Genomic DNA, 13,427 nt, shown 5'->3' on the forward strand with positions numbered 1-13,427 from the left:
GATATTTATTTTATAATTATACTTTAAACTTCAATACTCAAGTCCTACTCATAACGTAGTGCCTCTATCCCGAGCAATCGGGATTTCAGCCTTACTCATAGCGTAAGGCTTCAACCGGGTTTCTCGTGGCAGCCCGCCAGCTTTGCCAGCTCACAGTTAACAAAGCAATTCCCAACGCCAGCAAACCGGCAAGTGCAAATATCCACCAACTCAAACTCGTCTTGAAGGCAAAGTTTTCGAGCCACTTATTCATGGCGTAATATGCAATTGGCGTAGCAATAATAAATGCAATTATTACCCACTTTACAAAATCTATATTGAGCAAAGCCAATACCTCTGAAATGCTGGCGCCGTTTACTTTACGGATACCTACCTCTTTGGTGCGGCGTTGTACTGAAAATGCAATATGAGAAAACAACCCGAAGCATGAAAGCAAAACTGCAACAAGACAAAAGGCAGCGATAATTTTTGAAAGGCGTTCTTCTCCCCCGTACATGGCATCAAATTTATCGGCAACGGTAAACAACTCAAAGGGTTTTCCTCCTGATATTTCCCCCCATTCACTTTTGATAATCGGTAACGCTTTTGCCTCGTATCCCGGCTTCACGCGAAAGACCATGTATTCAGGATAAGCATTTTTCTTATACCTGTAAATCATTGGTGGAATTGCCTGTGCCAGTGAATTTATATTTATATCTTTCAAAACACCAATAACCGGCACTTTATAATCCTTTGAAAAAATGGCCAATTGTTTGTTTTCTATCGACTTCCATCCCAGTTTCTTTTTTAAAGTTTCATTAATTAAAATGCCCTCTGCGTCTGAGGCCAGTTCTTTAGAAAAATTGCGTCCTTCTACCACTGGTTGTTCCATCACACCCGCATAGTTCTCATCTATCCCAACAGATATGGTCGTATAAGAGTTAAAATTTTCAGGGTTAAATACAGTGAACCCGTTTTTGTAAACTGTTCCGGGAATGGCTTCTGTAGCTGCAATACCTTTAATGCCATTTTGAATTCCCCGCTTTTGTATTTCCTGCTCCAGTATCGGTGCTTTCTCTTTAATATTATTAGTTTCCCCGTTTAGCTGACTTATATTAACTGCAATCAGTCCATTTTTATTGAACCCCAAATCATGGTTTTTCATAAACGAAATTTGCTTAAAAACAAACAGCGAGGCTATAATAAGCATTGTAGCAATTGAAAGCTGCGCTACAACCAATGATTTACGAAATACGTTTCCTGATGGATTGTATCCCTTTTTTCCTGACAGTAATTCTACAGGTCTTGGACGGGAAATTACCATAGCCGGATACAAACCGGACAATAACCCTGAAATGAGTATGATTCCCAACAGAATAAACCAGACGGATGGATTGGAAAATAAATCGTAACCTTTCATTAATGCCAGCTTTTGAAAGGGGGGAATGAGAAGCCTGGTTAATAATAATGCTATTCCCATTGCAACAACCGTTTTAAAAAAAGTTACGATAAGAAATTCTGTTGCCAGACTCCGATGCGATGCTCCCAACACCTTGTATATTCCGGTTTCTTTTACATTCTTCTCTGTTTGACTAATAGACAGATTGACAAAATTGATACAGGCAATAACAATTATAAATCCAGCTATAACACCCAATACCCAAATCAGAACAAATGAAACCGGAGTCGATATCGGATTTTCAATATCTGTACGAAAATGAGAGCCTTTTAAGGGAATAAGTTGAAAATCATAACGCCCGTCAATATATGGTGCTTTATGTCTTTCAAGAATGGTATTTATTTTTTGTTCCATATCTTCTTCTTGTCCCGTGTTTTTCATTTTGGCAAGAATGTGATAGCCTCCCCACCACCATAATTCTTGCCAGTTGGCTTGATTCATCGATTCCCAGGGAAGATACATTTCGAAATCAAAATCGCTGTTTACCGCAGGATTTTGAATTATCCCCTCAACTGTAAAAATCTTCTCTCCTCCATAATTTTCAACTGTAAACATTTTGCCCATTGGATTTTCCTGCCCAAACAATTTTTGCGCACACGCCCGGGTAAGTACCGAACTTCCTGGTTCAGACAAAACTGTTTCTGAACCAACCAAAAGTTTTGTCCCTAACACATCAAAAATATTAGCATCGGCAACAGCAGCCCTGATACTAAACTTGGTCTCGCCACTGGTAACCGGATAGGAATAAGATGATAGCGCGGCAATCTCGCCAACCCCGGGATAATCATCACGGATTGCCTGTGCCAAAGGCAAAGGAGTGCCAAACGACAAACTTCCGTTGTTCCTGTCCTTTTCAACAACACGGTAAATTTTTTCTTTTTCAGGAATGTGATTATCAAAGGAAAGATGATATTGCAGATACAAAATTATCAACAAACTCATTGCCATACCAATAGATAAACCGGCAATATTTAGCAAGCCATATCCTCCTTCTTTTTTGAAAGAATGTTTTAAATGCTTAAAAATATTCATCATGGTTATAAAAGATTTTATTCCCTTAAAAATTACTCATATCTGAGTGCTTCAACCGGGTTCCTTGTTGCAGCCCGCCAACTTTGCCAGCTAACGGTTAGTAATGCAATACCAAGTGACATCACTCCGGCAAGTAAAAATCCACCAGCTTAAATTGGTTTTGCAAGCAAAATATTAGATCCTTTTTCATAACTATCTATGTAACACCCAAAACATTAATATTTTATCAATAAAAATGCCTTTTTACTAAACTACTGAATAACAAAATCTTATAAAACCATTAATATGAACAAGTGTCAACTTATTTTACACCTGGTGTATGATTTTTAGTCAGGTTATAAATCATCAGACATTGAAAAATAAATAATATTTTGTGAGGCTACTGATTATATGTTAAAACCAATCATTTAGGAAAAACTTAGAATTTGACAAAAACACTTTAGTTCAATCAATTAATTCTAAAATAAGTTGAACAAAGTTTTTTAACTTTACTGACCTATACAAATGCCCCTACCTTGGGTTATTGACAAATAAAAAAATTAAAATACAGAATTATGACTAAAGCTGATATCATAAATAAGATAGCCTCCGAAACCGATATTGAGAAATCACAGATAAGTAAAACCATTGAGGCGTTTATGGATATCGCAAAAGATTCTCTGGTAAAAGGCGAAAATATCTATTTAAGAGGATTTGGAACATTTGAAATTAAGAAGCGCGCAGAAAAGAAAGCAAGGAACATTTCAAAAAATATTACGATGGTAATTCCGCCCCACAATATTCCTTTTTTTAACCCCAGTAGGCAATTCATCGAAAAAGTAAAAAGCAGTAACAAATTAAATTGATCTTACTTTTAAAAATAATCTGCAATCATTAATTAACATATATTTCGAATGCCCTTTGTTCCGTAGATTTTTTTCTCCAAAATTGAAGGAAATCTTAAGTGTAAAGACAATTAATTTTATTACAGAAATATGCTTTTTTGTTCCCTTTTTAGCTTTTAAGTTTGTTTATACAGCAAAGGTTCAACAGAATTTCTCGTAGCAGCCCACCAGCTTTTACGTAGCTTCAAAACTCTTTCATATTCCTTTTAAGAAGAATAACTAAAATATTGACGGAGTTTTTTTATTGTATCAAACAAAAATGTTATAAAAGTATTATACGAAAATCAGGAATTGAAGGGCATTCACCCCTTTCACAAAATATCAACATTTTCGAAAGCCCGCCAATATCAATACTCAATCTTCTTTTGAAGATGTTGATTTAATAACGATATTTGTGACAGAATTATGGTTAAATTAAAAGAAACACTTCTACGTCCGAAAGGGAGACGATTAGAGTTCAAGGCGACAATGCCGACCAATGCTGAATTGGCCAAAACTATTGTTAATTTCGTCAATATTCAGGAGATGCGATCGACATTTCTTGAAAGAATCTTTATTTTTAAGTAAAATTCTTAATTTTCTAAATCTTCTTAGGGATTAAGCTTAAAAGGCTTTACAGAATATAATTGAACCCAGAGTAGAAAAGAAAACAGAACTCATGATTGAAGATAAAAACAAAGATTACAAAAGTCTTCGCAAAGTTACGGGCAGGTCAGCCGATTTAAAAAAGCTGGCCGAAACCTGTGTTTGTTTTGCCAATGCCCAGGGAGGTGAAATTATCATCGGTATTGAAGATAAAGAGGGTTTTCCCCCAGCCGGACAAAAAATAGAACAAACAGTGGTAAACGATGTTGTAAAAAAACTCCGTGGCTTAACGGACGGAGTTGGCATTGTTAATCCCGAAATAATTACGCATGATAATGGAGGAGAATATTTTATTTTACGCATTCTACCATCAACACGTACCATTGCAACCACTTCATCCGGCAAGGTTTTTATCCGAATCTCCGATAACTGTTTCCCGGTTGGCAACGAAGAACTAACCGACCTGGCAGCAGAAAAAACAGCGTTCCAGTGGGAGCTTATCACTGCACGGAAAATTACGCTGAACCAAGCAGAGCAGCATAAAATAACTTCACTTGTTGCCAATTTAAAAGCCTCTGATAAAGTTTCCGATTTTATAAAAAGCAAAAGCGTAGAAGAGATACTTGAATACTATCAGTTGCTTTCAGACGAAGGTTATTTGACTAATCTTGGAGTCTTGTGGCTTGGAAAACCACAACAAAGGGCTGGTCTGAGCTATCCTGTTACCGTTCAATATATTGTTTATAATGAGAAAGAGGAGAAAATCAGGAAAAAGGAATGGCATTTTCATTTACACAATCCCAGGGAACTGTTACTGGAAATTGAAAAGGAAGCTGTTGAATTAACTTACAGTACCGAGTTACCCGATGGGCTTTACCGTAAAACAATCCGCCAATATGCACCTGAAGTCATTAGGGAGTTATTGATTAATGCCATTGCACATAAGAAATATACCATTTCAGGTGATATTTTCATTGAAGTTTTTCACGACAGGATGACTATAACCAGTCCGGGCGGATTCCCTCTTGGCATAACAAAAAATAATATACTACACGAAAGGCACAGAAGAAACCCGCATTTAATTCAACTGTTAAGCCATTTAAAATTAATGGAAGGCGAAGGTTCCGGCTATGATCTGGTTTTTGAAAAATTGAGCCGCGATGCCAAACCTCTCCCCGAAATAGAAAATGAATATACCAAAGTTGCTGTAACTGTTTATGCCGGTTCGGTTAATCCTGATGTGATTTCAATACTGGATTACATCGATAAACATTTCCGGCTAACACAAAAAGAATATATTACACTTGGGATAGTTGCTACCGAGAAAAAGATACTTTCTACTCAGCTTTCCGGGAAATTACAATTGAACCAGGAAGATAAAATGCGCTCCTGGATAGGCTCGTTAATTGATAATGGGATTATGGTTAGCCAGGGCATAAAAAAAGGAACAGAATACCTGTTAAACCCGGCATTGTTTGCCCAGGCAAAATTAGATATTACACCATCATTAAGGACTTTAGAGCCATATAAAATTGAAGCATTAATTATTGAAGATTTGAAATACAACGGAAAAAGCAAATTATCGGAAATTCAGGAACGGTTGAAAGAAATTCCGAAATCAGATATTCAAAAAGCTGTTTACAGGATGGTTGAAAGTGAAGATTTAATTACAGAAGGAGCTAAAAGAAACAGGACTTATAACTTGTTCAAAAAAAAATAAATGAAAAATAAAACAAAAAATAAAACAACACTAACTACTGGCAGACAACACATTACGTTATTTTTGCATCGTGTAAGCAAATAAATAAAACAGACTTAATCAGATTTAAATAATTTTCCCCTACCATAAATTGGCAATATTTCTGAAAGACAAGCCCCTGAGAGGATCAAAAACTTCAGGTATAAGCTGGTATTTTCCAAATTGTATAAATTAGTTTTTGTCTCCAATTGCGGTAATTGATGGCTCTGAATAATATCTTTCTTTTTTCCAGAAACGGAGCAAAAAATCAATATCATTTAGATAAAGTTTGCCCATTCCTTCTGTAAAAAAAGGGAGTTTGTCTCTGCAATTGTTAATACAATACATAGCCAGTTCAGTAGAGATACTTTCATCCATAAATAACCTGAAAATATGGTCGTCACTATTCTCTTTATCAAAAAACGGGTTCCCAGGTAACGGAAATGCAGAATTACATTCAAGTGCAATTTCAATTCCGCTTTTCTCGTTGAAAAATACCAATCCTGATTCTGCCACGTCTGAAAAATCAATTGTCTCCTGTTCTTTTTCAGGCTCAAAAAATCCATCTTTTCTCCCCCTTTCACGAGCTTCTTCAATCTCCTTTTCAGTCAGGTTTAGCGAATCGTTAAAATAGTTATAATATTTTTGATTAAAATCCATTAACTTGTCTGAAACCATGAAAGCAATGGGCGAGCCATTATTAAAATCCAGAAAAGTTGCAAACTGTTTTTTCAAGGTATCAACTATTTTTTCATTTTTATGGTCAAGGAAATTAACTGCCTGCCTGCTTTCAACTGAGTTTTTTTCTTTAAGGACTAAATCTGCATTAAAATCATTTTGAAAATATACGCCGGAAAACCACCACTCTTTTTCCCACTGTACAATTCCCATAAAAACAATTGTATCGATTTCTGTTAAATTATGGGAATGGTCGAAAGATTTCTTTGTTAGCCTGAATGTTTTCCCCGAAGCAATATGTTCAAGAAATATATCCTTTTCATCCTGCCCTTTATAAAGAAAAAAACCACGTATTCTTTTGGAGATATTTAAATATGCATCATGAAAAGGGTGTTCTTTACCAATAATACCAGCCACCCATTCCTTCCCTTTTAAACCCAACAGACGAGTACAACTGTTTTGTAACGTAGTCTCCCTGTTTTCATTCAAAAACATCATAAGGTTTTCATCCATCCCATTTTCTTCAATTATTCCGGCTTCACTTTCTTCAAGCCGGAATAAAGTGTCGGGGTAGAACAGGTAAGTTTTAAAAAGTAATGTATCAATGAGATTCCGGGAATCGTAATAATCAGCATCTTCACTAATTGTGTAAATTCTTTGTAGTACATTATTCTCCGGCGCATACTCCCAGGCTTCATCAAAAACAGTAAAAACATTTTTGGTGCTTTGTTCAATAAATTCGTTATAAGGCGAAATAAATTTATCGTTTTGTATGGTATTCATAAAATACCAAATAAGAAAGCCTAAGTCTTGCGGGTTAATTTCGTCGTCGAAATACTCTTCGCAATCGTAAAATGGCAATGGTTTATTGTACAATTGTTTGTGTTGCTTCACAAAAGTACTGTATATATTTGTGTCGGAAATCAGGTCTTCAAACCAGGCGGTTAAAAAACAGGCAAGAAGGTTAATGTCTTCTTTTTCTATGTAGCTATAAAAAACTACCGATGCTTTGTCTGAAAGTAAAGCTTGTTTAACCTTATTACAAAGTTTAAGATAATAGCTATCAGTTAGTGTTTGATTTTCGTATGGTTTTAAAGTTAACCAGTCATCAATATATATTTTGTCTTTTTCCATATTAAAGAATATTACTTCAACCCTCTAAAGCAATGTTTTCGTTACCTCCACGAATTATAAGTCAAATATTATTATGGGCTAAATTTACAATCCCTTTCACAAAATACCTACATTTTCGGGAAACAAGAAGCCCTCCAGGTTTTCAAAAGCTTCCGACATAAAGCCATTCATTCCAAAACCGGAAGAGTTAATTTCTTCCATCGCACTTTCCTAATTTCAAAAGGACTTAACCTGCGTTAACTCCGGTTAAAACTTTTTGAAATCCTTCATTAACACTTCTGCTTTTTCCATTCATTTTTTATTTCTTTTCCTTTTGAAAATTTTCCGAAAATGTTTAACGCGGTGTTTACGGGTTTGAAATAGAGTCTTATGCTTAATATATCTGCAAGATAGTGTATCTTTATGGAGAAATAACAGGCGAAATTAACACCGATATAAAAAACTGATATTTTCACATCATATTTACATCTCGCGCAATTCGAGTACCATATAAGAATCTAATAATGTGCCTATTACACAAAAACTACACATTCTGTATCGGAAAGTAATCCTAACTATTTAAACACCTCCAAAATTTCGTCCAGTGTAACATTTCCAAAATATTCCGAAAGGTTCACGGATGAAAGGATTTTTTGGATATTCTCTGTTTCGTGTTTTTCGCCACCAAATTTTTCTTCCAATTCTTCAATCGGCTTGGAAGCAAAAAAATCACCAAAGATTTTTGCTTTTTGAATGGTTCCTTTTTTTACATCGAGATGAGCTTCAATAAAACCAGCCGGAACTTTAATGGCTTTATTAAAATTATATGCCGGTGAAACACCAAAATTCCAGCCCCAGGTACTGTATTTTTCATCGGCCAGTTTTTTAATTCCTTCCAATTCCTCCTGCGTTAATTGATGAATTCCCGAATTGGGTTGGTTCTCTTCCAGAATCTGAGTAATCAAAAGCGTTTTAAAAGATTCTACCGTAGTTTCATCCGGCAAATAGTCTATTAGATTGGTAACGCGGGCCCGGGCAGATTTTACTGCTTTATCTTTAAATTTCAGAGGATTAATTTTTAGTGCTTCGCTCAACACTTTCATTTCGGAGTTTAGTAAAATAGTACCGTGTTGAACTATTTTTCCGTTTCGCGCCAGTTTTGCATTACCGCTAAATTTTTTCCCATCAACCAACAAATCGTTGCGTCCTTCCAAATTTGCGGGAACATCTAATTTATTTAATAGATCGATAACCGGCTGTGTGAACTTCGAAAAATCAGAAAAATCATCGTCGCCCATTGGCGCGTGAAATGAAAAATTCAGATTTCCCAAGTCGTGATAAACTGCTCCCCCACCAGACAAACGGCGCACAACTTTAATTTTATTTTCCTGTACATAATCCAGGTTGATTTCAGCAAGCGTGTTCTGAAAACGCCCAACAATTATTGACGGGGCATTTACATACAACAGAAAAATTTCTTCATCAGGATATTTTTGAAGCAGAAATTCTTCAGAAGCAATATTAAAATAAGCGTTATTTGAAGGAGAATCAATTATCAGCATAAATAAAAATTTTCGCGAAAATAAAGATTCTTTGGCTTACAATTAATTAATATTTCCTAAAAAATAACAAAACGCACATATGTTCTTTTCAGAATAGTCAGAAATATTTAGTTTTATCGCTCAATATTTCCAACCAATATTCCGCACGACAGAGGTTGGATACTTTAAACAATGTTAAATTTCAAAAAGCCAAAATGAGAAAACTTCTTATTGTTTTATTTATTTCAATCGCCAGCTTTACAAAAGCGCAGGAACAATTTATTGGAATCCAAACTGGTATTAACTTTACAAATATCAACAGTGATGGTTTGGGAGATATGGAAAACAGAACAGGCTTTACCGGAGGTATTAGTTACGAATACCAGCATTCTTCGAACTTTCAATTTGGAGTTGATGTTTTATATTCGCAACAGGGTTTCGCCAGCGAACTGGACTTAGTTAATGAAACAGGGAATTACACAGGAGATCATGACCTTAAATATAAGTTCGACTATTTTAATTTACCGATAAAAATAGGATATGCTTTTGGGCGGTCAATAAAAATAGTTCCCAGAATTGGTATTGAGCCAGCCTATTTAAATAAATGTGAATTTGAAGTTCCTGCTTTAAATATGAATGGCAAAATTACCGGCTCCGAAATTTATGAATTAACGGATAAAGCTACCCGGTTTAATTTAGCAGGATTAACAGAACTGGGAATAGAAGCCAAACTATCAAACAGGATTGTTTTGTGCCCAGCAGTGAGTTTTAAACAGAGTTTTACTTCTGCCGACAATACAGACTTTTTTGAAGGCTCATCTCTGAAGCACCATGGGCTTTCAATCACAATAGGTGTTAAATACGAGCTGTAAATTTGCAACCGAATCCAATGTACTACAACTTACCATAAAGAGTTTGTGTATAGTATTATCTCAACATTAATGTGTTACATAACCTGAAGAAAATGCTTTATTCCAAATTGTATACAAAAAAAGGATTGGCATCATTTACCGAGGCTAAATACAGTTTATTTCTTTGTTCATCAACGCAAAAATAGCCCCAGTTATCCAGTTTGTATTTTGCCACCGGATTTCCGTTCCAGTCGTATTTCTCAACAAAGATGTAGTACATTTTTTTTCGCCATTCCTTGGTTACATCAACCGGTGAACGCCCACTATATAAAATATATACAAAATCGTTACCTGCTGACATTCCCCAATAGTGGGTTGTATTTTCCGGACTCATAATTGAAACAGCATTGCCTTTTTTTGCTTCACCTGAATTGAACTTCAGGCTTCGGGATGTGTTGTTTTTTAAATCAATAAAAACAAGCTGTTTAAAATATTTGTAGGCATAAACCACACGTTGTTTCCCGGCGTTGGCACCAAAATCACCGATGTAAGAAGCCCAGCTTTGATGTTTCTCTGAAAATGAAAGATTATAAATCATTCTATTCTGAATGGAGTCGTTTTGAAAAGAGAAATCAAAAACAGCCTTCCCTCCTTTTACTGATTCGGCATATACAAATTCATGGGAAGAAAAGCTCACAAGCTGTTTGTCATTGATCTGTTGTCTTATCTGAGAGTCGGTCAACTTAAACGGTAACGCTGAAATGGTTAAATCCTTTTGCAGAGAAAAAATATGATTATTTGCCTTTTCATAGATATAACATAAACAATCTTCGTTTTTTGCCGGAACCAATTGAGGGTATTGAAATTCTCCCGGTCCCCGCCCCATTTTCCCAAATGACTTTACCAACCCGAACCCGGGAAGTGAAAAGGCCATAAACATATTTTCACTGTTCAGGTTGGCCATAATAAGCAAACTGTCTCTTACCAGCATTTGAGTTTCCCTTACTTCAAAAATGGCATCGGTTGTTTTTTGTTCTCCCTGCAATTCAATGATTTCGCCAAAACAGTCCTCTTCAAGCTCGATTTCGCCCGGAACTAAATCGGGATACGTTTTTACAACTGTTGACTTGTCGGCCAGACTGTCAACCACTGGTTGTTCAGATTGTTTAGAGCCCGAATCTTTCGAATTGCAGGCCGAAAACAGGATTAAAAATACAAAAAGATAAAAGGCAGTTTGTTTTAACATGGTTTTGACGTTTTAATATTATTCTACAATTACCAAAAACGGATTCTCTTCCAATCCAATTTCCAGTTTCTGATTTCCTAATTGAATATTTGTTTTATCTGCGGTTGAATTCTTATCAAAAAAATCGGTTGGATTGGCCGCAAAGACGAGGTAGTCCTCATTGATTTCACAGGGATTCTTAAACGATTTTACCTTGGGCAAATTTAAATAGGCGGAGATTGGGCCATTAAAAAAAACATTGCTTCTATTCTTTTCATTAATAGCATAACACGAAAAATATTCATCACCAAGAATTACCAGATTATAATCATTAAAATAGAAAGAAGCTTTCATATAAGGGACATATCCGTTATTCAAAGCTGCTTTTTCAAATGCTGCCATTCTCCTTCTTTTTTCAAATTTTTCAGAAAATCCTGGCGGTACTTTTCGTGTTCCCAAATCGTAGCTAATTATTTTTTCAAATTGGCCGTCTTTGAACTCATAAAGGCCAAAAACAGTAGAATTTGCAAAAAATAGTCGGTTTCCTTTTTTGATAAAGTTATTGGTCATTGACCACATTAACAGTGGATAATCACTCTCTTTCGCCGGAATAAATTTTTGAGTTATAGAATCTTTGCTTAAATCATATTTCCCAATAAAAAAAGGATTGCTATGTAAAGGAGAGTTGTTTTGTAAAAAAAGATATTTTTCATCAACAGGCTCAACTGTGAGCATGTAAAAACTCTCTTTTAATTTATCATTTTTCAATACAGTCCCGTCATAGTCAATTATGGTAATGTAGTTAGCCAAAGCCTGATTAACAAAAATCAATTGCTGTTTTTTATCCACAGAGAAAGTTATAATATCATACAGTTCTTCAGGCCCCTTTCCTTTTTTTACTTTTGTAATAAAGTACCCTTTTGCGTCAAAAATAAACAAAGTGCCGTCCGACAAAACGAAAATCCGGTCATTCTCACTATCAACAGCAGTTTTCATAACAGAACCAAGTAGCGATTCGGGAGAAGTCTGCAGTTTTATAATTCGTGTTGGTTTTCCGAGATTAAGTTTCTCTTTATGTGTTGGTTCCAGGCTTACAACATTATTTTGTTCAGAACTGTTACAACTACATAGAAAAACGAACACAAGTATGCTTAAATAAGAAGATAGATTTTTTGATTGATGTTCCATTTTCACCATCTATTTAACCACAACTAAAAACGGATTCTCTTCCAATCCAATTTCCAATTTCTGATTTCCTAATTGAATATTTGTTTGGTCTGCAGTTGAATTCTCATCAAAAAAATCGGTTGGACTAGCCGCAAAAACGAGGTAGTCCTCACTTATTTCCACCGGCAAGCTAAAAGAACGAATATCAGGTAAGTTAAAATAGCTTGTGATTGGTCCGTTTTGAAAAACTTTTCCCTTGTCTTTTTTGCTGATGACATAACAACTTCTTTTACTGTCTTCGATAATTGCCAGATAAAAATTTTTATAACAAAATGAGTTGATCAAATACGGTACAAGATTATCGTTTAAAATTTCTTTATCGAAGTAACTTTTTCCTTTTTCCGTTGTATTTTGAATTATACTTTCCGGTATCTTTCTATTCCCCAAATCATAAGAAATTACTTTATAAAAAACACTGTCTTTAAACTCGTATAGCGCGAAAATATTTGTTGTGGAAAAAAAATATTTCCCTTCTGTAATAGTAAAAGCGTTGTTAATAATCTTTGCTATTTTGGGATAAGGGCTGTCATCCCGATGAATGAAACGTTGAGTTATTTCCTTTTTTTCAAAATTATAAATTCCAACAAAATAAGGTTCTTTGTCGTAAACACTAATGCTAACTAAAAAAACATTATCATCGTCAATAACTTGTATATTTTTTCCATAAAATTCACCTAAACGATAATCACTTTTTATATCTCCGTTATAATCAAAAACACATATCCGGTCAGAATTATCAAGAACGTAAACCGATTGGTTTTGTTTATTTAAAGAAAATGAGATAATCATTGAAATCTCCCCCGGCCCTCTTCCTTTTTTTAATTTGGAAATGAATTTTCCATTGGTGTCAAAAATAAAAATATTAAAATCTGCAAGCACAAATATCCGGTTATTTACCCCATCGATAGCAGTTTTCATAATAAATCCCAACTGTGATTCAGCCGAGGTTTCCAGTTTTATTATTTGTATTGGTTTCCCAAGATTCAGCTTCTCTTTATGTGTTGGTTCCAGGCTTACAACATTATTTTGTTCAGAACTGTTACAACTGCATAGAAAAACGAACACAAGTATGCTTAAATAAGAAGATAGATTTTTTGATTGATGTTCCATTTTCA

General features: G+C 35.1%; 10 protein-coding genes. 4 read left to right on the top strand and 6 right to left on the bottom strand.

The window, feature by feature from the left end:
* Window positions 1-91: 91 nt before the first annotated feature.
* Entirely contained in the window at window positions 92-2,473 is a 2,382-nt protein-coding gene (locus K5G00_RS11520; protein WP_238766311.1) for an ABC transporter permease, read from the bottom strand.
* On the opposite strand from K5G00_RS11520, the gene K5G00_RS11525 reads away from it, so the two are divergent.
* From K5G00_RS11525 to K5G00_RS11535, 3 genes are all read left to right on the top strand, one after another.
* Window positions 2,453-2,623: a hypothetical protein gene (locus K5G00_RS11525; RefSeq protein WP_238766312.1), complete on the top strand. Its 171-nt coding sequence runs from the start codon at window positions 2,453-2,455 to the stop codon at window positions 2,621-2,623. The genes K5G00_RS11520 and K5G00_RS11525 overlap by 21 nt on opposite strands.
* Before the next feature lie 401 nt (window positions 2,624-3,024).
* Window positions 3,025-3,315: an HU family DNA-binding protein gene (locus K5G00_RS11530; protein ID WP_238766313.1), complete on the top strand. Its 291-nt coding sequence runs from the start codon at window positions 3,025-3,027 to the stop codon at window positions 3,313-3,315.
* 697 nt (window positions 3,316-4,012) lie between these two features.
* Entirely contained in the window at window positions 4,013-5,659 is a 1,647-nt protein-coding gene (locus tag K5G00_RS11535) for an ATP-binding protein (RefSeq protein WP_238766314.1), read from the top strand.
* 210 nt (window positions 5,660-5,869) lie between these two features.
* Here the strand turns inward: K5G00_RS11535 and K5G00_RS11540 are convergent, their stop codons facing one another.
* A complete protein-coding gene (locus K5G00_RS11540; RefSeq protein WP_238766315.1) occupies window positions 5,870-7,489 on the bottom strand; it encodes a DUF3843 family protein in 1,620 nt (539 codons plus the stop codon).
* Between the two features lie 554 nt (window positions 7,490-8,043).
* Entirely contained in the window at window positions 8,044-9,030 is a 987-nt protein-coding gene (locus tag K5G00_RS11545) for a lipoate--protein ligase (RefSeq protein WP_238766316.1), read from the bottom strand.
* Window positions 9,031-9,224: 194 nt separating this feature from the next.
* On the opposite strand from K5G00_RS11545, the gene K5G00_RS11550 reads away from it, so the two are divergent.
* Window positions 9,225-9,881: an outer membrane beta-barrel protein gene (locus K5G00_RS11550; protein ID WP_238766317.1), complete on the top strand. Its 657-nt coding sequence runs from the start codon at window positions 9,225-9,227 to the stop codon at window positions 9,879-9,881.
* A gap of 97 nt (window positions 9,882-9,978) precedes the next feature.
* Here the strand turns inward: K5G00_RS11550 and K5G00_RS11555 are convergent, their stop codons facing one another.
* From K5G00_RS11555 to K5G00_RS11565, 3 genes are read right to left on the bottom strand one after another with little or no spacing between them, the layout of a single operon-like run.
* The gene (locus tag K5G00_RS11555; protein ID WP_238766318.1) at window positions 9,979-11,106 is read right to left on the bottom strand and encodes a BF3164 family lipoprotein; all 1,128 of its coding nucleotides are present in this window, start codon (window positions 11,104-11,106) and stop codon (window positions 9,979-9,981) included.
* A gap of 18 nt (window positions 11,107-11,124) precedes the next feature.
* A complete protein-coding gene (locus tag K5G00_RS11560) occupies window positions 11,125-12,273 on the bottom strand; it encodes a 6-bladed beta-propeller (protein WP_238766319.1) in 1,149 nt (382 codons plus the stop codon).
* Window positions 12,274-12,282: 9 nt separating this feature from the next.
* Window positions 12,283-13,422 carry a 6-bladed beta-propeller gene (locus K5G00_RS11565; RefSeq protein WP_238766320.1) on the bottom strand — a complete coding sequence of 380 codons (1,140 nt, stop codon included), beginning with the start codon at window positions 13,420-13,422 and terminating at the stop codon, window positions 12,283-12,285.
* Between the last annotated feature and the right edge of the window lie 5 nt (window positions 13,423-13,427).

The organism is Maribellus maritimus (assembly GCF_022267315.1).
In the GTDB taxonomy this organism is placed as follows: Bacteria; Bacteroidota; Bacteroidia; order Bacteroidales; family Prolixibacteraceae; genus Draconibacterium; species Draconibacterium maritimum.

Bases quoted from the DNA above. Each gene is read 5' to 3' on its own strand.
- K5G00_RS11525 (WP_238766312.1), top strand. From the start codon at position 2,453: ATGCTTAAAAATATTCATCATGGTTATAAAAGATTTTATTCCCTTAAA.
- K5G00_RS11520 (WP_238766311.1), bottom strand. From the start codon at position 2,473: ATGATGAATATTTTTAAGCATTTAAAACATTCTTTCAAAAAAGAAGGA.
- K5G00_RS11530 (WP_238766313.1), top strand. From the start codon at position 3,025: ATGACTAAAGCTGATATCATAAATAAGATAGCCTCCGAAACCGATATT.
- K5G00_RS11535 (WP_238766314.1), top strand. From the start codon at position 4,013: ATGATTGAAGATAAAAACAAAGATTACAAAAGTCTTCGCAAAGTTACG.
- K5G00_RS11540 (WP_238766315.1), bottom strand. From the start codon at position 7,489: ATGGAAAAAGACAAAATATATATTGATGACTGGTTAACTTTAAAACCA.
- K5G00_RS11545 (WP_238766316.1), bottom strand. From the start codon at position 9,030: ATGCTGATAATTGATTCTCCTTCAAATAACGCTTATTTTAATATTGCT.
- K5G00_RS11550 (WP_238766317.1), top strand. From the start codon at position 9,225: ATGAGAAAACTTCTTATTGTTTTATTTATTTCAATCGCCAGCTTTACA.
- K5G00_RS11555 (WP_238766318.1), bottom strand. From the start codon at position 11,106: ATGTTAAAACAAACTGCCTTTTATCTTTTTGTATTTTTAATCCTGTTT.
- K5G00_RS11560 (WP_238766319.1), bottom strand. From the start codon at position 12,273: ATGGAACATCAATCAAAAAATCTATCTTCTTATTTAAGCATACTTGTG.
- K5G00_RS11565 (WP_238766320.1), bottom strand. From the start codon at position 13,422: ATGGAACATCAATCAAAAAATCTATCTTCTTATTTAAGCATACTTGTG.